This is a genomic window from Bradyrhizobium sp. HKCCYLS3013, from assembly GCF_051167615.1.
In the GTDB taxonomy this organism is placed as follows: domain Bacteria; phylum Pseudomonadota; class Alphaproteobacteria; order Rhizobiales; family Xanthobacteraceae; genus Bradyrhizobium.
The window spans coordinates 47,709-65,397 of record NZ_JBNPTK010000021.1 but is presented as its reverse complement, the minus strand read 5'-3'; the positions used below and the strand labels follow the sequence as shown (position 1 = coordinate 65,397).

18 protein-coding genes are annotated in these 17,689 nt (G+C 65.8%); 14 read left to right on the top strand and 4 right to left on the bottom strand.

What is annotated here, in order from left to right:
- Positions 1-1,278, bottom strand: coding sequence for an amidohydrolase/deacetylase family metallohydrolase (locus ACQR1F_RS28380; protein WP_315805027.1), 1,278 nt, complete (start codon positions 1,276-1,278; stop codon positions 1-3).
- 174 nt (positions 1,279-1,452) lie between these two features.
- On the opposite strand from ACQR1F_RS28380, the gene ACQR1F_RS28375 reads away from it, so the two are divergent.
- From ACQR1F_RS28375 to ACQR1F_RS28330, 10 genes are all read left to right on the top strand, one after another.
- Complete coding sequence (locus tag ACQR1F_RS28375; RefSeq protein ID WP_434914270.1) at positions 1,453-1,941, top strand: MarR family winged helix-turn-helix transcriptional regulator; 489 nt, start codon at positions 1,453-1,455, stop codon at positions 1,939-1,941.
- 435 nt (positions 1,942-2,376) lie between these two features.
- Positions 2,377-3,210 (top strand): nitroreductase family protein, encoded by an 834-nt coding sequence (locus ACQR1F_RS28370; RefSeq protein WP_434914269.1) that lies wholly within the window; start codon positions 2,377-2,379, stop codon positions 3,208-3,210.
- Between the two features lie 25 nt (positions 3,211-3,235).
- Positions 3,236-4,090: a transporter substrate-binding domain-containing protein gene (locus ACQR1F_RS28365; protein WP_434889941.1), complete on the top strand. Its 855-nt coding sequence runs from the start codon at positions 3,236-3,238 to the stop codon at positions 4,088-4,090.
- A 136-nt stretch (positions 4,091-4,226) separates the two neighbouring features.
- Entirely contained in the window at positions 4,227-4,871 is a 645-nt protein-coding gene (locus ACQR1F_RS28360) for an amino acid ABC transporter permease (RefSeq protein ID WP_316218580.1), read from the top strand.
- The gene (locus ACQR1F_RS28355; RefSeq protein WP_316182685.1) at positions 4,868-5,524 is read left to right on the top strand and encodes an amino acid ABC transporter permease; all 657 of its coding nucleotides are present in this window, start codon (positions 4,868-4,870) and stop codon (positions 5,522-5,524) included. Before ACQR1F_RS28360 ends, ACQR1F_RS28355 begins: the two co-directional genes overlap by 4 nt.
- 12 nt (positions 5,525-5,536) lie before the next feature.
- Complete coding sequence (locus tag ACQR1F_RS28350; protein ID WP_434914268.1) at positions 5,537-6,304, top strand: amino acid ABC transporter ATP-binding protein; 768 nt, start codon at positions 5,537-5,539, stop codon at positions 6,302-6,304.
- Between the two features lie 29 nt (positions 6,305-6,333).
- Positions 6,334-6,726 carry a RidA family protein gene (locus ACQR1F_RS28345; protein ID WP_257165825.1) on the top strand — a complete coding sequence of 131 codons (393 nt, stop codon included), beginning with the start codon at positions 6,334-6,336 and terminating at the stop codon, positions 6,724-6,726.
- Between the two features lie 11 nt (positions 6,727-6,737).
- Positions 6,738-7,340, top strand: coding sequence for an urea carboxylase-associated family protein (locus tag ACQR1F_RS28340; RefSeq protein WP_315805019.1), 603 nt, complete (start codon positions 6,738-6,740; stop codon positions 7,338-7,340).
- On the top strand, positions 7,337-8,146 hold the full coding sequence (locus tag ACQR1F_RS28335; RefSeq protein WP_434914267.1) for an urea amidolyase associated protein UAAP1: 810 nt from the start codon (positions 7,337-7,339) through the stop codon (positions 8,144-8,146). Before ACQR1F_RS28340 ends, ACQR1F_RS28335 begins: the two co-directional genes overlap by 4 nt.
- A gap of 9 nt (positions 8,147-8,155) precedes the next feature.
- Complete coding sequence (locus ACQR1F_RS28330) at positions 8,156-8,788, top strand: urea amidolyase associated protein UAAP2 (protein WP_316182696.1); 633 nt, start codon at positions 8,156-8,158, stop codon at positions 8,786-8,788.
- A 58-nt stretch (positions 8,789-8,846) separates the two neighbouring features.
- Here ACQR1F_RS28330 and ACQR1F_RS28325 read toward each other — a convergent pair whose 3' ends face one another.
- Together ACQR1F_RS28325 and ACQR1F_RS28320 are read right to left on the bottom strand one after the other, a co-directional pair.
- Entirely contained in the window at positions 8,847-10,235 is a 1,389-nt protein-coding gene (locus ACQR1F_RS28325) for an NAD(P)/FAD-dependent oxidoreductase (RefSeq protein ID WP_434914266.1), read from the bottom strand.
- Positions 10,232-10,645 carry a nuclear transport factor 2 family protein gene (locus ACQR1F_RS28320; RefSeq protein WP_315805015.1) on the bottom strand — a complete coding sequence of 138 codons (414 nt, stop codon included), beginning with the start codon at positions 10,643-10,645 and terminating at the stop codon, positions 10,232-10,234. The genes ACQR1F_RS28325 and ACQR1F_RS28320 overlap by 4 nt, the downstream gene beginning before the upstream one ends.
- A gap of 181 nt (positions 10,646-10,826) precedes the next feature.
- Here ACQR1F_RS28320 and ACQR1F_RS28315 point away from each other — a divergent pair, with 181 nt between their 5' ends.
- Positions 10,827-11,645, top strand: a complete 819-nt coding sequence (locus ACQR1F_RS28315; protein ID WP_434914265.1) for a sulfite exporter TauE/SafE family protein — start codon at positions 10,827-10,829, stop codon at positions 11,643-11,645.
- Positions 11,646-11,649: 4 nt separating this feature from the next.
- Here the strand turns inward: ACQR1F_RS28315 and ACQR1F_RS28310 are convergent, their stop codons facing one another.
- Positions 11,650-13,191, bottom strand: a complete 1,542-nt coding sequence (locus ACQR1F_RS28310) for a PLP-dependent aminotransferase family protein (RefSeq protein WP_434914264.1) — start codon at positions 13,189-13,191, stop codon at positions 11,650-11,652.
- Positions 13,192-13,374: 183 nt separating this feature from the next.
- Between ACQR1F_RS28310 and ACQR1F_RS28305 the strand changes: the two genes are divergently transcribed.
- From ACQR1F_RS28305 to ACQR1F_RS28295, 3 genes are all read left to right on the top strand, one after another.
- A complete protein-coding gene (locus tag ACQR1F_RS28305) occupies positions 13,375-15,021 on the top strand; it encodes an amidohydrolase (protein ID WP_434914263.1) in 1,647 nt (548 codons plus the stop codon).
- A complete protein-coding gene (locus ACQR1F_RS28300; protein WP_434914262.1) occupies positions 15,018-15,962 on the top strand; it encodes a CobW family GTP-binding protein in 945 nt (314 codons plus the stop codon). Before ACQR1F_RS28305 ends, ACQR1F_RS28300 begins: the two co-directional genes overlap by 4 nt.
- 81 nt (positions 15,963-16,043) lie before the next feature.
- A complete protein-coding gene (locus ACQR1F_RS28295) occupies positions 16,044-17,639 on the top strand; it encodes an ABC transporter substrate-binding protein (protein ID WP_434914261.1) in 1,596 nt (531 codons plus the stop codon).
- Positions 17,640-17,689 lie beyond the last annotated feature (50 nt).

Below are 17,689 nucleotides of genomic sequence, written 5' to 3'. Positions count from 1 at the left end.
TCAGGCCGCGACCGCTGCAGGCAGGATCGGGGCCGTCGCATCGTGGCGGACGCCGGCACGCAGGCAGAACACCGGCTGCAGCAGCTTCTCGGCGATCACCTCGGTCTTCTCGTTGTCGCGCAGCACGAAACGGCCCTGCTGCTCGCGGAGCACGCTGACATCGGCCGCCATCCCGGGGCGCAGCGCGCCGATCTGATCGGACAGGCCGAGCATGGCGGCGGGGTTCGACGTCACCATCGGCACGACCTGCTCCAAGGTCAGACCGAGCGCGACCATCGAGCTCATCGCCTGCACGAGGCTGAACTTGGCCTGGCCCGCGAATGGATGGTTCTCGTCGTCGGCATGCTCGTCCGGCGTCCCCGCGGGCGCCGGCACATGGGTGTTGTAGCCGTGGATGTCGGCGCCGAGCGTATGCGGCACGATGCCGGCGTCGATCGCCTTGCGTGCCAGGCGGTAGGAGAAATGGCTGCCATGGCCGACGTCGACCTTGAGCCCGCGATCGAGCGCGGCCTGGATCACCGGATGCACCTCGCCCTTGGTGTTGACGAAGCCGCCGGGATGCCGCGTGAACGGATGCGCCAGCACGTCGCCCGGACGCAGCAGCGGGATCACGCGCTCCAGGATGGTGTCGACATCCTCGCCATTGGTGCCGCTTGCGGGCAGTCCCCACAGTTGGCCGAAATGGACGTAAACGGGAAGCTCGGCGCGGCGGCCGATCTCGGCCGCCATCTCGATGACACGGATGCCCCAGCGCGCGAAGCCGCCGATCTCGGCATGCGCCTTGATGCCGCGAACGAGGTCACGGTTGGCGACCGCCGATTTCACCGTCGCATCGATGTCGACGCAATCCGGCCGGTAGAGATCGGGATAGTAGTGGCCCTCGAGGCCGCCGACCAGATAGGCCGACAGGAAGGCATAGACGCGCGATTGCGCCTGATCTGCGACGAAGTGACGGAAGCCGGGCAGGGTCATGCAGGACGGGCCGCCCTGGTCGATCAGGCTGGTGACGCCCGACTGCACGCCGACCATGTCCGCGTTCATGCCGAAGCGGCCGGTGACGTACTGATAGACATGGGCGTGGGTGTCGATCAGTCCCGGAAGCACGAGCTGGCCGCTGACATCGATGACGTCCTTGGCGCTGGTCGGCAGAATGTCGGATTGGACGGCCGCGATGCGGCCGTTGCGGATGGCGACGTCTCTCAAGCCATCGATGCCGGAAGCGGGGTCAATGACGCGGCCACCGCGCAGCAGGAGGTCGAACGAGGCGCTCACGGACATGCAAGGTCTCCTTTCCGGGGCGCGTGGTCGTCCCGGTCAAAGCCTTCTTCGACGAGCCAACGCAAATGATGCGCCGACTTAGTTACGAAGCATGCTTCGCATTACATCAAGATCCGTGCCATAGACAGCTTCAAATTGATGCAACGTGATCAGCGCTTATGCGGGAGCCGTTCGATGGCCGGAAGGAACAAGCCTAAAGCCGATAGATCGTCTTGGCCGCTCGAGGAGCGTCCGGGCTACCTGATCCGGCGGCTGCACCAGATCCACGTCGCGCTGTTCCAGGAGAAATGCGCCGCCTATGAGATCACGCCGTTGCAGTACAGCCTGTTGACGGCGCTGGCGAAACGGGGAGCGGCCGATCAGACGGCGCTGGCCCAGGACATCGCCCTCGACCGGACCACCACGACAGGCGCGCTGAAGCGGCTGCAGGCGCGGGGTTTCGTCGATCGCAGCGTCGGACAGCACGACCGACGGTCGCGGACCTGTCGTTTGACCCCGTCTGGCGCGGCATTGCTGCGCAAGATCGAGCGGCCGGCACGGGCGGCGCATCTCGCGACGGTTGCGGATCTGACCAGGGTCGATCAGAAGCGGTTCATTGCCATGATGCAGACGATCGTCAAGGCACAGGAGCAAAGGCTCAATGCGACGAGGTCGCCCGACTGACGGCAACCGATGGCGATGAGCTCCGATTAGATAATGGGCATGGTGCTGCCCGAAAAGCAGCGCCTCGCCGGAGCGCGGTACCCCGTAAGGGTGCCAGCCGCCGCAACTACGAAGCATGCTCCGCATTTCCGCACCGCGGCGTTTTGTCCGCAAACGAGCTATTTGGTAGCTCTATTTCCCCGGACGTCGTCGCGGGACCCGGTGCGCCAACGCCGATGCGCAAGGCGCTCCGACGTTTGGCATGTCCCTTGCTGACGCTTCGAATGATAGCTGCGCGGAAGTCGCAGCGACATGAATCCGGGCGGCGACACCGATGTCGCGGCGTGTGGAGTGAGCGATGCGATGTCTGCCGCGGCGCGATCCGCCGATCATTGCTCCGGTCAATGGCGTCCGTGCGCCGCGGTGTGTTGCGCGCGACGCGGGAGAGGCGTCGTGATGTCCGAACATGCTGATGCGATCGCAACACGCTTCGGAGATGGCGGGCCCGACGGCGGCGACGCCGAGCCCAGTGCATTTCTGCACGGCGTGCTGTCCCGCAAGACGGTGCGCCGCTATAGCGACCGGATGCCGGAAGAGGGGCTGCTCGATCTGCTCGTCGCCTGCGCGCTGAGCGCCTCGGCCAAGTCGGATTTCCAGCAGGCCTCGATCATGCGCGTGCGTGACGCGGAGAAGCGGGCGGCGATCGGCAGACTGTTTCCGAGCATGCCCTGGATCGGAGTGTCGCCGGCGTTCTTCGTGTTTCTGGGCGATGCCCGGCGGCTGCAGCGCATCGGCGAGCTGCGCGGCAAGCCCGTCAAGAACGGAACCTTGGAAGGCTTCTTCAATGCCTCGGTCGATGCAGCGCTGGCGCTGCAGACCATGATCCTGTGCGCGGAATCGGCCGGTCTCGGAACCTGTCCGATCAGCGTCATCCGCAACGAGATCGACACGGTCGGCAAGGTGCTGGAACTACCCGACATGGTGTTTCCGGTCGCCGGGTTGTGTCTCGGTTATCCCGCTGTGGAGGGCCATGTCAGCCTGCGGTTGCCGCGCAGCATCACCACGCATGTCGACCGCTACGGCGACGATGCGCTGCCCGCGGCGCTGGACGATTACGACCGGCGGCGGCATGCCCGGCACGCGATCCCGAAAGACCAGCAGCGCGGCAATGCCGAGTTCGGCGAGGCCGACTTCTACGGCTGGTCGGAGGACAAGGCGCGTCAGGCCGCCAAGGCGGAGGGCGCGGCCTTCCCACCCTATCTGCGCGCGCACGGCTTCAGCTTCGACTGATCAGTTTCATATGAGGAGATGTGAGATGACCAAGCCTTCGTTTCTCCGCCTGTCGGCGCCGTCGCGGCGCGTCGCGCTGGCCCTGCTGGCGGCCGCGCTGACGCTGCCGGCCGCGTTCACCGCCAAGGCCGGCAGCATGGACGAGATCAAGAAGCGGGGCCTCATCGTTGCCACGGAGGACGACTTCCGGCCCTTCGAGTTCGTCAAGGACGGCAAGCCGACCGGCTTCGACAACGAATTGATCGAGGATCTGCGCAAATATGCGCCGTTCGAGATCAAGCAGCAGATCCTGCCCTGGACCGGCATCCTGGCCGGCGTCTCCACCGGCAAATACGACGTCGCCATCACCGCGGCGATCATCACCAAGGAGCGCAAGAAGTCGCTCGACTTCACCAGTCCGATTGCCGACGCGACGCATTATTACGTCAAGCGCAAGGACGACAAGAGCATCAACGCGATCAAGGATCTCAGCGGCAAGACGGTCGGCGTTCAGGCCGGCAGCGCGCTGCTCGGTCGTTTGCCTGAGCTGAAGGACATGCTGGAGAAGGAGGGCGGCAAGCTCGGCAAGGTGGTCGAATACACCTCCTATCCGGAAGCCTATCAGGATCTCGCGCTCGGCCGCGTCGATTACGTCGTCAACACAATCATCAACATCAAGGCGCTGGTCGCCGAGAAGCCGAACGTGTTCGCGGTCGGCCAGCCTGTCTCCGGCAAGTCGTATCCGGCCTGGGCGGTCGCGAAAGGCAATACTGAGCTGGTGGAATTCCTGAACGGCTTCATCGCCAAGGAGAAGGAAAACGGGCGCTTCGCCGAGTTGCAGAAGAAGTGGTTCGGCGAAGCCTTCCCTGATCTGCCGGTCACGTTCGAGCCGGAATTCTGACGGCGCGGCGAGGGCAATTCATGTGCGGGTGGCGATCGCTGCGCGCCCGTCCGCTTGACGGTCGCGTGGTCCTCCAGCGGGCGCGGTCGGCCGGTGCAGGGCGCCGGCCCCCGCGCGGCGCTGCGGATGGATGGTCATGAGCACGGCCGACGTCCTGGCCATCCTGCAGGGCGCCGTGGTCACGGTGACGCTGTCCTTCGTCGGCATCCTGATCGGGCTTCCCATCGGATTGGGTCTCGCGCTGTTGCGCTGGGCCGACGTGCCGGTGATCGCACGGATCGTGGCCGTCTACGTCTCGGTCCTGCGCGCGACGCCGCTCGTCACCCTGCTGCTGCTGTTGTTCTTCGCGCTGCCCAATATCGGGATCGCAATCGGGCCGGTGTCGGCGGCGATCCTGGCGCTGGTGATGAATACCTCGGCGTTCAACTGCGAGGTCTGGCGCGCCGCCCTGATGAATTTTCCCAAGGAGCAGTACGAGGCGGCGCAGTCCGTGGGCATGCATGCGAGCCTGCGCTTCCGCCGCATCGTGCTGCCGCAGATCGTGCGGGTCAGTCTTCCTGGCCTGGTCAACGAGATGTCGCTGCTGATCAAGGTAACGCCCGTGCTCGCGGTCGTGGGCGTGGTCGACATCACGCGCGCGGCGGTGCGGATCGGCGCCGAGACCTATGAGCCGCTGCCGCCGTTCCTGGTGGCCATCGCGATGTATGCGCCGATCGTGTTCGCGCTCGTCTCCCTGCAGCGCTTCATCGAGAAGCGCCAGCGCGCAAGCGAGGCGGCATGATCCGGGATTTCGCCATCGTCTGGAGCGAGCGGGATCTGCTGCTGAGCGGGCTCGGCAATACCACGATCCTGTCGGTGCTGTCGGCCATCGCAGGCCTCGTGATCGCGTTCGTGCTGACGCCGGCGCTGATGTCGCAGCGGCGCTGGCTGGCGCTCACCGTGCGCGTGTTCGTCGACGGCATGCGCTGCGTGCCGTTCCTGCTGTTCGCTTATATCGTCTACTATGGCTTGCCCTCGTTCGGCATCCGGCTCGACAACTGGAGCTCCGGGCTGGTGGCGCTGACGGTCTATCACGCCGCTTACCTTGCTGAGATCCTGCGTGGCGCCTGGGCGGCACAGCCGCGCGAGCCGCTTGAGGCCGGTGTCGCCTTCGGCTTCTCCGGGGCGCGATTGTTCCGCCGCATCATCCTGCCGCCGCTGCTGCTCGCGGCAGGGCCCGTCATCGGCAACCAGATGATCCAGATCGTCAAGGACAGCGCCTTTCTCACCATCATTGCGTTGCCCGAGCTGACGCATGCCGCAAGCTCGATCCAGTCGCGCCACTACGTGCCGTTCGCCGCCTTCATCACCGCCGTGGTCCTCTATTGGGGCCTCTGCCTGGTGATCGAAGCCGCCGTCAGCGGCATCGACCGGCTGGCGGCGGCGCGGCGCTGAAAGGAACCTGGGATGACCGACGACATGGCCGTGCTCGACGTCGCCGGCATCTCCAAGCGCTTTGGCGAATTGGAGGTGCTCTCCGACATCAGCTTCACGGTGACGCGTGGCGAGACGGTCTGCGTGCTCGGCCCGTCCGGTTCCGGCAAGTCGACCCTGCTTCGTTGCATCAACTGGCTGGAGCGGCCCGACGCCGGACAGATCTATCTCAATGGCGACCGCATCGGCATCAACAATGGCGGTGTCGTGATGTCCGATCGCGAGCTGTCGCGAGTTCGCACGCGGATCGGCATGGTGTTTCAGCATTTCGCGCTGTGGCCGCATTTGACCGTCCTTCAGAATCTCATGGAGGCGCCGGTGCAGGTGCAGAAGCGCCCCGTGGCCGAGGTGCGCGAGGAGGCGATGGCGCTGCTCGCCAAGGTCGGGCTCTCCGACAAATGCGATGTGTTCCCGGCGCGGCTGTCCGGCGGCCAGAAGCAGCGCGTCGGAATTGCGCGGGCGCTGGCGATGAAGCCGGATGTTCTCTTGTTCGACGAGCCGACCAGTGCGCTCGATCCGGAGCTGGTCGGCGAGGTGCTGGTGGTCATGCGCGAGCTCGCGCGTGAGGGGCGGACGATGGTGATCGTGACCCACGAGATGGGCTTTGCGCGCGACGCTGCGACCCGCATTCTGTTTATGGATCGCGGCCGCGTCGTCGAGACCGGGCCGCCGGAGCGCTTCTTCGTCAACCCGGATACCGAGCGCGCGCGCCAGTTCATCCAGCGCTATGCCGCCGGATGAACCAGAAACGACACGAGGAGAGACACGCCATGGATCCGATCTATCATCTGCTCCCCGATGCGCCGAAGCCGGTCACGCCCTACAGCCATGCGGTGCAGGCAGGCCCGTTCCTGTTCGTCACCGGCCAGCTGGCGACCGATCCCGACGACGACGCGCTGCCGCTGCCCGACGGTATCGAGGCGCAGACCCGCAAGGTGATGGACAATCTCGCGCGCGTGCTGAAGGGCTGCGGCATGAGCTTCGCGAACGTCGTGTTTGCCCGCATCTACCTGACCGACTTCAAGCGCGACTACGCGCCGATGAACGCAATCTTTTCGAGCCATTTCGACGATGCGCACCGGCCGGGCCGGACCACGATCGGTGTCTGCGACCTGGCGCGCGGCGGCATCGTCGAGATCGACATGGTCGCCTACAAGCCCTGAGGGAGAGGTCAATGGATCCGATCGAGATTCCGGCACGGCGCGGCAAGGCGGCCTTCGTCAGGGCAGGCCAGGTGGTCACCGTGATCAACACCCATGGCGAGCAGGTGGTCGACACCTGGGCCTTCAACCGCGCCGACCTGTCTGAGTTCATGTCGAACGAGCACACGCGGGCACATTCGCTGCATCTGGTGCCGCGGCCGGGCGACGTGCTCCGGACCAATATGCGCCGGCCGATCCTGACCTTGGTCGAGGACACCTCGGGCGGCATCCACGACACGCTGATCGCGGCCTGCGACCGCCATCGCTACGCGTTCCTCGGACACGAGGGCCACCACGACAATTGCACCGACAATCTGTTTGCCGGCATGGCGGAGCTTGGCTTGACGCCGCCGGAGGTGCCGAGCCCGCTCAACCTGTTCATGAACATTCCGTGGGATGCCGAGGGCACGCTCGGCTTTGCCGCGCCGCCGCGCCCCGTTCCCGGCGGCCATGTGCGCTTGCGCGCGGAGATGGACCTGGTGATCGCGTTCTCGGCCTGTCCGCAGGACATCCTGCCGATCAACGGCAAGGCGGGGCAGCCGGTCGAGGCGCATTTCACGGTGACATCAGCATGAGCGCAGGGAACAAGGCGGAGCGCGCCGCCGCCAACCGCCGCCGTTACGAGGAACTTCGCGCGGCGGGGCAGGAGCTCAAGCAATTGCCTGCACCGACGGCGCTCGACGGTGCGCCGATTGCGCCGGACGCGATCATCCAGACCGAGCAGGTGCCGCCCGGCTGGCACACGACGGTGCGGCTGTCGCGCGGCGAGGGGTTGCGCATCATCGATGATCAGGGGCGCTCGAGCGTATCGTTGCTGGCATGGCGCGCCGAGGATCCGAGCGAACGGATCAACTGTGCCGACACGGTGAAGGTGCAATGGAGCGCAGCGCTGTCGAAGGGCCGGATGATCCTGTCGGACATGGGACGGGTGCTGCTGTCGGTGATCGAGGATACCTCAGGTGCGCACGATCTTCTGGTCGGCGGCTCGACCGCGGACTCGACGCTCGCGGCCTATGGCGAGGTGACGCGCAACACGCAGGCGAACTTCATCTCCGCCGCTGCCAAGATCGGACTGGGCGTGCGCGACATCCCGCCCTGCGTGACCTTCTTTGCGCCCGTGACGACGGACGTGACCGGGCGGTTCGTCTGGCACGCCGCGCGCAAGCGACCCGGTGATTTCGTCGATCTGCGCGCCGAGATGAACCTGATCGTCGCGGTCTCCAACTGCGCCCATCCGCTCGATCCGGCACGGCCGGTGGCGAGCGCGCCGATCACCCTGATCCAGCATCGGCTGCCGCCGCCCGCGGCCGATGACGTCTGCCGCACGGCATCAGCGGAAGCGTCGCGCGCCTACGCCTTCACCGATCAGCTGTTCGCCTGAGGAGCGCTCATGTCGCCGACCGATCCGGACCGCATCGTCTATGTCTTCGACATTCCCGCCGAGCAGCCCTGGTCACGGGTGCTGAACAAGGGCCAGACGCTGCGTATCATCGACAGCGAGGGCGAGCAGGCGGTGGACGCGCTGATGTATGCCGCCGACGACACCGCCGAGCGCTACAGCGCGCAGGACACGTTGCGTGTCCAGGGCTCGGCCTATCTCGAGCTCGGGACGCGGCTGATCTCCAACCGCGGCCGGGTGATGGCGCGGATCACTGCCGACACCTGCGGCCGCCATGACACCTCGGCGGGCTGCTGTTCGTGCGAGAGCAATGCCGTGCGCTTCGGCGAGGCGACCCGCTACCTGCACGCCTGTCGGGAGAACTTCATCCTGGAGCTGTCGCGCTACGGCCTGACCAAGCGCGACATCGTCTCCAACCTGAACTTCTTCATGAACGTGCCGATCGACCCAAACGGCAATTTCACCGTGCTGGACGGCCCCTCGGCGGCCGGCAACTACGTCGACGTCACTGCGGAGATGGACGTGTTGTTCGTGATCTCGAATTGTCCGCAGGTCAACAATCCCTGCAACGGTTTCGATCCGACACCAATCCGCGTGGAGATCAGGCAGGCCTCTGTGCCATGAAAGCTGTCAATTCTGCTCGCAAGCTCGCTTGATCGATGTTGCATCAAGCTTGAGAGGCTCAACTTGCTTCGTCGCGCAGGTGATACCAGCGATAGAGCAGGCGCTGGCCGATGCGTCGGAACGGCGCGAAGGGATGCGTCGGCAGCGGCGAGGTGAAGATCGGCAGGTCCTGTCCCTTGAACGATTGGCCCGCCAGCATCTGCGCCATGCGGCGGCCAGCCTGCGCCGAATAGGATACGCCGTTGCCGCCATAGCCGAGCGCATAGACGAGCTTCGCCTTGGGATCGGGACGCACGATGCGCGGCATCATGTCGTGGCTGACATCGACCCAGCCCCACCAGGAGTAATCGATCTCGATGCCCGTGAGTGCGGGAAACTTGCGGTGCAGGCCGTCGATCAGGAGCTGGAGGTGCCGGTCATGCGTGGCATCGGCGCCGGTGATGGCGCTTCGGCTGCCGATCTGAACCCGGTCGTCCGGCAGCAACCGGTAGTAGAAGCGCAAGGTGCGCGTGTCCGTGATCACCTGCCGCGACTTGAAGCCGGTCGCAGCAAGCTCGGCCGCGGAGAGTGGCCGCGTCACCAATGAATTCGACAGGATCGGCATGCAGCGGCCCGACAATTCCGGCGTCAGCCCGAGCGACGTATAGGCCCCCGTGGCGATGCCGACGCCGTTCACGCTGACGGCGCCGCCGGGCGTATGCAGAACGAATCTGCCGTTGGACTGCTCGATGCGTGTCACGGGGCTTGCGGTATGAACCCGCACGCCGAGCGCGCGCGCCATCTGCAAATAGCCGAAGGCGAGCTTGGCCGGATGCACGCCGGTTCCGAGCGGCTCGTGCACCGCGCCGACGGCCTCGGCCTCATTGACGAAGTCGCTTGCCAATTCCTCGCGCGAGATGACGCGCGAGGCGTAGCCGAACACGTCATTCAGCACCTTCGACTCCGCCGCGATCTTGTCGAGATTGCGCTGGCGGTGAGCGACGTAGAGGTGCCCACCGCGCTGCGGCTCGACATCGACAGGGCTCGATCGCACCAGCTCCTCGAAGGCCTCGAACCCTTCGGACACCTCGGCATGCATGCGCTGGGCGACGTCGAGCCCCCAGCGCTCGATCCATTGCGAGCGCGTCAGGCGGCCCGAGGCATTCTGGGCCTGGCCGCCGTTGCGCGTGCTGCAACCCCAGGCGACGCGGTTGGCTTCGAGCACGACCGCCTTGATGCCGTGCTCGCGCGCCAGGAAGATCGCGCAGGCAAGGCCGGTATAGCCCGACCCGATGATGGCGACATCGGCCGTCGTGTCGGTCGTGATCGGACCGTCGCTCTCCGGAGGGGTGCCAGCCGTTGCGATCCAGTAGGTCGGAGCGTAGTCGCGGTTGCGACCCGGGCCGTCGGCGACCAGCGGGTCGTAATGGGGATCATACGCAGCCGTGGGCAAAGCATGCATGTTCATCGCGCGGCACTCGCGCTCGTGGCCGGCTGCGGCGGGCGGTCCTTGCGGAAGGCGCTCTTCGTACAGATTTTGTCGCCGCGGAAGCCGAACAGGTCGCAGCCCTGCACCTCGATGCGCCGGCCGTCCGGTGCAGTTCCACGGAAGATCCATTCGGACAGGGCCCGATCGCCGAACACCGTATGGCGCGTGCACTCCCAGCTGACGTCGGGCATGCCGCCCCAGGTCGCTTCGAACGCGGCGCGTACGTCGGCTGCGCCGCTGATGCGACGGCCGCAGCTGTCGGGCCCTGCGGCCGCGTCGAACACGATGTCGTCGGTCATGCAGGCCATCACGCCTGCGCCATCGTGCCGGTTGAAGGCGGCGAACAGATTATCGAGCAGTTCGCTGCGGACGGTTTCGAGATCGGCCATGTCATGTCCTTGCGCATCGCGCCGCGGCTGGAGCTTGGCTCGCATGTGCCACGCGATCGGCTGGAGGCCCTAGAACCAGAGCGCGCGACCTCTGCGGCCAGAACTGGCCCGATGGTGGGGCGCCGGCTGGCCCTTTCATCACCATGGCGGAGTTGCTGACTGGCCGGATGATGCCGCCTTTGTGCTCTCACGCCCCACGCTGACGATGGCCCTGCAGGAACTGGCCGTCGCGGTCCATGACATCGCCGCCACATCGCTGCCGAGCCCGGCCCTGGTGCTCGCTGCGGCGCTGTCGATCTTTGCCGCGGCGCTCGTGCGCGGCTTCACGGGCTTCGGTTTTGCGCTGACGGCCGTGCCGCTGCTCGGCCTGTTCATGCCGCCGACGCAATCGGTGCCGGTTGCAGTCTGTCTGCAGCTTCTGATCGGGCTCGGCGATCTGCCGCGCGCCTCGCGGGTCTGCGACTGGTCGTCTCTGCGCTGGCTGACTCTCGGAGGCCTGATCGGCTCACCGACCGGTGTGCTGGTCCTGAGTCTGGTATCCGCCTCAGTGGCACGCGTTGTCATCGCGCTGATCACCATCGGCGCGGTCGTGCTGCTCAATGCGGGGTTTCGGCTGACGGCGGCGCCAGCGCGCTGGATCACGGCGCTGGTCGGCCTCGCCGCCGGTCTGTTCAACGGCCTTGCAGGCATGCCCGGGCCACCTGTGATCGTCTATTACAACGCGGGCGCATTCGACCGGGTTGCCGCCCGCGCGTCGATGATGGTGTTCTTCCTGGTCTCCTCTATCGTTGCGACCGCCAGCCTCGCCTGGTTCGATCTCCTGGACCTGCACATTGCGGTCCTGACCGCGCTCGGCATTCCTGTGATGCTGGTCGGCACCTGGCTCGGCGATCTCGGCTTTCATCGCGGCAGCGACACGCTGCATCGTCGGGTGTCGATCGCAAGTCTCGCGGTGGTCGCACTCGGTAGTGCGCTCAAGGGGCTGAGCGACCTGCTGTAGCCGCTCAGGTCGTTTGCGACGACATGTACCGCGTGAAGATCTGGCCCAGCTTGGCAATTCCCGGCGCGATCCGGTCCGTGCGGATCGAGGAGAAGCCGAGACGGAAGCAGTTGCGCGTCGCCTCCGGGTTGATCGAGAACACGTCGCCGGGCTCGATGACCACGCCTTCGGCGCGTGCGACCTCTGACAGCTTGATCGTATCCGTTCCCGCAGGGCAGGTGATCCAGTAGCTGGTGCTGCCCGGGCCGCGCGACCAGGTGCAGCCCGGCAGCGCCTGCGGCAACAGCGCGTCGAGCAGGGTGGCGCGTTCGAGCAGCACGCGGCCGACCTGCTGCAGATGGGAGCGGTAGTGCCCGAGACCGATGAACAAGGCCGCGACGCGCTGGTTGTTCAGCGGCGGATGGCGCAGCATCAGCCGGCGCAACGCGCGCAACTCGCGGATGACGGGCGCAGGCGCCACGACGTAGCCGAGCCGCAGGCCGGGGGCCAAGGCCTTCGACAGGCTGCCGACGTAGAGCACGCTCTGGTCGCGGTCCAGGCTCATCAGCGGCGGCAGGCTGCTGCCCTCCGGCATCAGATCGCTTTCATAATCATCCTCGATCAGGACGATGTCGCGCTCGCGAGCGACCTGGAGAATCTCCTCGCGCCGCGCCCGCGACATCGCGGTCGTGGTCGGGCATTGGTGGCTCGCCGTGACATAGGCCAGCGCGCAGCGCGCGAACGCCCCGTCAGGGACCAGGCCCTGATCGTCCAGCTGAAGCGGCACAACCTGCGACGTCATCATGCCGAAGATGTTGCGTGCGTCGGGATAGCCGGGATCTTCGATGCCGATCGGGGTGTCGGGCTGCAGGAACAGCTTCGCAATCAAATAGAGGGCGTGCTGTGCTCCGATCGTGAGCATGATCTCGTCGGCACGGGCGCGAATGCCGCGGCGCGGCAGCACCTGCCGCTGCAATTGTTCGATCAGCGCCGGATCGTCGCCGTCGATCATGTCGCGCGCCCAGTTGTTGATCTCGGGGACGCTGAGCGCCGCGCGCGCGCTCTCGCGCCAGTCGTTGGTCGGAAACAGGCTCGGGTCGAACTGCCCGAAGATGAAGGGATACGGATAGGTCTGCCAGTCGAGCGGCTTGACGATATTGCGAAGCGCCGACGGCTGCAGCGCGAACCGCTCGGTCCAGCGCCGGCTGTAGACCTCCGTCGCAGGCTGCCGGGCTTCGCCGATGTGCTTGGGCAGGCCGGCCACGAAGTAGCCGCTGCGCTCGCGCGACACCAGGAAGTTCTGGTCGACCAGCTGCTCATAGGCGATGACGATGGTGTTGCGCGATACCTTCAGCAGGGCTGCGAGATCGCGGCTCGACGGCATGCGGACGCCGAGCGGCAGACGGCCGTCCTCGATCGCGGTCACGATCATCTGCCGGATCTGAAGCTGCAGGAAGGTGCCGCCGCGGTCCAGGCCGTCGAACAGCGAGATCCAGAACAGCACGTCATGGATCGGAACAGCCGGTCCGGTCGCTTGGGATCGCCGCAGGGGCGCGAATTTTGCCATCGAGGTATTTGGTCCTGAAAGCCGTGAGGCGCTCAAACTAAAGCAAAAACCGCGCCATAGCGGAATGATTGCGGGCGTGGCTCGCATGGGCTGGCTCCATTTGTGCATGGCATCTGGCGCTGGCCTGGACCCATCCGACACCGCAGGTTTCGACAACGGCTTGGGAAGTTGAGGGAGTTCGCGGTGAGCTCAGATACCGTCGTCTACGCGGCCCGCAGGATCGTGACGATGAATCCGTCACGCCCGTTTGCGACGCACGTTGCGGTGCGGGAGGGGCGGATCGTTGCCGTTGGCAGTGAAGCGGAGATCGCGCAATTCGCTCCTGATGGTCGGATCGACACGCGCTTCCGCGACAAGGTGCTGTTACCTGGGTTCGTCGAGGGCCACAGCCACATCATGGAAGGCATGATGTGGTCGCTGCCCTATGTCGGGGCCTTCGAACGGCGCTCGCCGGAGGGCAGGGCGGTCGCCGGCGTTCCCAACATCGATGCGATCGTGGCACGCCTCCGCGAGGCCGAAGCCGGCATGGCTGATCCGAACGCAACGCTGTTCGCATGGGGTTTCGATCCGCTGCATATCGGTGGTGAGAAGCTGACGCGCGAAGCACTGGACCGGGTCTCGACGACGCGGCCGATCATGGTGATCCACGCCAGCTTCCATATCAGTGTGGTCAACACGCTGGTGCTGGAGCGCACGCAGCTTCTGCATGCCACCGACATCTCCGGTGTCGTCGCCGGAGCCGGCGGTCTGGCCAGCGGCGAACTGCAGGGTATCGCAGCCCGGCTGCGGGCGTTCCGCTTGGTGGGCAATCCGCTGTCGGAGCTGCTGACCATGTCCGACGTGCAGCGCTACGCGTCATCGGCCTGCGTGCAGGGCGTCACCACGATCACCGATCTGCACAACGATCTCACCGACAACACGTTGGACCTTTATCGCTCCGCGACGCAGCAGGCGGAGTTCGGTGTGCGCCTGGTACCGGCGCTGGCCTCGGCCACGCATCCTCCGGACAAGGCCATCGAAAAGATCGCGGCGCTGCGCGAGTCCGGCAACGACAAGCTGCATTACGGCATTGTCAAGCTGGTCGTCGACGGGTCGATCCAGGGCTTCACGGCCCGCCTACGGTGGCCTGGATATCACAACGGCGCGCCGAACGGCCTCTGGTACATCGCGCCGGAGGAGCTGCCGCGCCTGGTCGAGCTCTACCACAAGGCCGGCATCCAGCTTCACATCCACACCAATGGCGACGAGGCGACCGAGCTTGCGCTGGACGCCGTGGAAAAGGCGCAGACCGCTCACCCGCGGCTGGATCATCGCCACACGCTGCAGCACTGCCAGATGGCCGACGCCGCGCAGTTCCGCCGCATGAAGGCGCTCGGTCTTTGCGTCAACCTGTTTGCCAATCACGTCTTCTACTGGGGCGATTCCCACTACGAGCTGACGATGGGACCAGAGCGGGCGAACCGCCTCGATGCGACAGGCACGGCACAGCGGATCGGCGTTCCCTACTCGATCCACTCAGATGCGCCGGTCACACCGCTGTCGCCGCTGTTCACCGCGTGGTGCGCCGTGAACCGCGTCTCCTCGTCGGGCCGCAAGCTCGGTGCCGAGACCGAGGCGCTGAGCGTGGAGCAGGCGCTGAACGCCATCACGATCGGCGCAGCCTACACGCTCAAGCTCGATCATCTCATCGGCAGTATCGAGACCGGCAAGTACGCGGACTTCGCGGTCCTGGAGCAGGATCCATTGACGGTCACGCCGGAGACATTGAAGGACGTTGCGGTCTGGGGCACTGTCGTCGGCGGCATCGTCAAGGAAGCGCCGCGCGCATGACGGCATCCGCGCCCATTCCGTTCACCGTGATCGGCGGCTTTCTCGGCGCCGGAAAGACGACGCTGCTCAACCGTCTGCTGTCGGCTAGCACCGAGCGCTGCGCCGTGCTGGTGAACGATTTCGGCGAGATCAATGTTGATGCCGCGCTGATCCGCAGCCACGACGGCACGACGATGTCGCTCACCAATGGCTGCGTCTGCTGCAGCATCGGGACGGGCTTTCTCGATACGCTGGCGCGGCTGCTCGACGATATCGGGCGCTTCGATCGCGTGGTGATCGAGGCCAGCGGCGTCGGCGATCCCTGGCGCATCGCGGAGATCGCGCTGGTCGAGCCGTCGCTGCAGCTCGACGGCGTCGTCGTGCTGGCCGATGCAACCCGCATCACGGTGCAGTGCGAGGACCGGCACATCGGCGAGACCATCCGCAATCAGTTCGCCAAATGCGACGTGGTGCTGCTGAGCAGATGCGATCTGGCCAGCGAGAGCCAGCGCAAGGCGGCGTGCGCCGCCATCGGCGCCATCCGGCCGAATGTGCCGATCGAACAATTGTCGACCCTGACGCCTGTGCATCAGGCGGTCTTCGGGCGGGGGCGGGCGGCGCGTTTCCGCGCCGATCTGGTCGCGGAGACGGTCGACCACGAGAACGACTTCCGTCGCTGGACCTATCAGCGGGCCGGACGTTTCAATCGCGACAGGCTGGCCGCCGCGGTGCGCGCCCTGCCGCGCGAATTGCTGCGGCTGAAGGGAATTTGCCGGGTCGACGGCGACGGCCGCGCGCAGGTGTTCCAACTGGTGTCGCGCAACTGGTCGCTGACGCCGGCCGAGGATGGTCCGGCGACCGCGTCGGAGACGATCACGCTCGCCGGCGTGGGGACCGCGGATCTGCCATCGGATCAGGAGCTCGACGCGATCCTCGACCGTGCTTTGTCTACCGCAGCGTGACGCAATGACATCAGAGCCCATTGGACCACCACGCCAGTTTCTCATCATCCACCCGGTCGTGAATCAGGAAGCGGGATAGCCATGTTGATCAGACGACATTTTGTGCTCGGAGCTCTCGGTCTCGTCGCGGCCACGGCCGCATCCCCCGCGGCGCAGGCGCAGTCATCCGGCGGCAACACCTTGGTGGTCGCGACCACGCAGGTGCCGCGGCATTTCAACGGCGCCGTGCAGTCGGGCATGGCGACGGCCATGCCGACCGCCCAGATCTTCGCGAGCCCGCTGCGCTATGACGACAAGTGGAATCCGCAACCTTATCTGGCGCAGTCCTGGGAGGTCGCGGCTGACGGGCTTTCAGTCACGCTTCACTTGGTGAAGGACGCCGTCTTCCACGACGGCCACCCCGTGACGTCCGAGGACGTCGCGTTTTCGATCATGGCCATCAAGGCCAACCATCCGTTCCAGACGATGCTGGCGGCGGTCGACAAGGTCGAGACGCCTGATCCCGCGACCGCCATCCTCCGTCTGAAAAACCCGAGCCCGTCGCTGCTCCTGGCGATGTCGCCGGCGCTGATGCCGATCCTGCCCAAGCACATCTATGGCGACGGCCAGGACCTCAAGACGCATCCGGCCAATCTGAAGCCGATCGGGTCCGGCCCGTTCAAGCTGACCGAGTACAAGCAGGGCGAATACTACACGCTGGAGAAATTCGACAAGTTCTTCATCCCTGGCCGGCCCAAGCTCGACAAGATCGTGGTGAGGCTGGTCTCGGATCAGAATGCGGCCGTCGTCTCGATGGAGCGCGGTGATTTCAGCGCGTTGCCCTTCATCGCCGGCGCGCGCGACATCGATCGTCTGCAGAAGGCGCCGAACCTGGTCGTGACCGACAAGGGCATGGCGGGCGTCGGCCCGCTCAACTGGCTTGCCTTCAATACCAAAAAGAAGCCGCTCGATGATGTCCGCGTGCGCCAGGCCATCGCCTATGCGGCCAATCGCGACTTCATCGTCTCCAAGCTGATGGGCGGCAAGGCCACGCCGTCGCTGGGGCCAATCGCACCGGATTCGCCGCTCGCCGAAGCCGCCGTCGAACCCTACAAGGTCGACTACGCCAAATCGGCCGCGCTGCTGGATGCTGCCGGCTACGCCAAGGGGGCGGACGGCTCGCGCTTCTCGCTGGCCATCGACTACATTCCGGGCGCCGACGAGCAGCAGCGCAACGTCGCCGAGTACCTGCGCTCGCAGCTCAAGCGGGTCGGCATCAATCTCGAGGTGCGCGCCGCGCCGGATTTCCCGACCTGGGCGCAGCGCGTCTCGAACTTCGATTTCGACCTCACCATGGACACCGTCTACAACTGGGGTGACCCGGTGATCGGCGTCAACCGCACCTATCTGACGTCGAACATCCGCAAGGGCGTCATCTGGTCGAACACGCAGCAATACTCCAATCCCAAGGTGGACGAGCTGTTGCAGGCGGCGGCGGTCGAAACCTCGCCCGAGAAGCGCAAGGCGCTGTACTCGGAGTTCCAGAAGATCGTCGTCTCGGATGTGCCGATCTACTTCATCAACGTCAGCCCGTACTACAATGCCTTCGCCAAGGGGCTGGGCAATCTCCCGAACTCGATCTGGGGCATGATGTCGCCGCTCGACGAGCTCTACTGGGAAACGCCGCCGAAGACCTGAGGCGGAGCTATCCCCGGTTTCGTGAGAGCCACGAGGAGACTTGCTGCACC

Excerpts from the sequence above, each read along its gene's own strand:
- ACQR1F_RS28330 (WP_316182696.1), top strand. The coding sequence starts at position 8,156 with ATGTCGCCGACCGATCCGGACCGCATCGTCTATGTCTTCGACATTCCC.
- ACQR1F_RS28335 (WP_434914267.1), top strand. The coding sequence starts at position 7,337 with ATGAGCGCAGGGAACAAGGCGGAGCGCGCCGCCGCCAACCGCCGCCGT.
- ACQR1F_RS28370 (WP_434914269.1), top strand. The coding sequence starts at position 2,377 with ATGTCCGAACATGCTGATGCGATCGCAACACGCTTCGGAGATGGCGGG.
- ACQR1F_RS28360 (WP_316218580.1), top strand. The coding sequence starts at position 4,227 with ATGAGCACGGCCGACGTCCTGGCCATCCTGCAGGGCGCCGTGGTCACG.
- ACQR1F_RS28295 (WP_434914261.1), top strand. The coding sequence starts at position 16,044 with ATGTTGATCAGACGACATTTTGTGCTCGGAGCTCTCGGTCTCGTCGCG.
- ACQR1F_RS28320 (WP_315805015.1), bottom strand. The coding sequence starts at position 10,645 with ATGGCCGATCTCGAAACCGTCCGCAGCGAACTGCTCGATAATCTGTTC.
- ACQR1F_RS28365 (WP_434889941.1), top strand. The coding sequence starts at position 3,236 with ATGACCAAGCCTTCGTTTCTCCGCCTGTCGGCGCCGTCGCGGCGCGTC.
- ACQR1F_RS28345 (WP_257165825.1), top strand. The coding sequence starts at position 6,334 with ATGGATCCGATCTATCATCTGCTCCCCGATGCGCCGAAGCCGGTCACG.
- ACQR1F_RS28325 (WP_434914266.1), bottom strand. The coding sequence starts at position 10,235 with ATGAACATGCATGCTTTGCCCACGGCTGCGTATGATCCCCATTACGAC.
- ACQR1F_RS28375 (WP_434914270.1), top strand. The coding sequence starts at position 1,453 with ATGGCCGGAAGGAACAAGCCTAAAGCCGATAGATCGTCTTGGCCGCTC.
- ACQR1F_RS28380 (WP_315805027.1), bottom strand. The coding sequence starts at position 1,278 with ATGTCCGTGAGCGCCTCGTTCGACCTCCTGCTGCGCGGTGGCCGCGTC.
- ACQR1F_RS28300 (WP_434914262.1), top strand. The coding sequence starts at position 15,018 with ATGACGGCATCCGCGCCCATTCCGTTCACCGTGATCGGCGGCTTTCTC.
- ACQR1F_RS28340 (WP_315805019.1), top strand. The coding sequence starts at position 6,738 with ATGGATCCGATCGAGATTCCGGCACGGCGCGGCAAGGCGGCCTTCGTC.
- ACQR1F_RS28355 (WP_316182685.1), top strand. The coding sequence starts at position 4,868 with ATGATCCGGGATTTCGCCATCGTCTGGAGCGAGCGGGATCTGCTGCTG.
- ACQR1F_RS28350 (WP_434914268.1), top strand. The coding sequence starts at position 5,537 with ATGACCGACGACATGGCCGTGCTCGACGTCGCCGGCATCTCCAAGCGC.
- ACQR1F_RS28310 (WP_434914264.1), bottom strand. The coding sequence starts at position 13,191 with ATGGCAAAATTCGCGCCCCTGCGGCGATCCCAAGCGACCGGACCGGCT.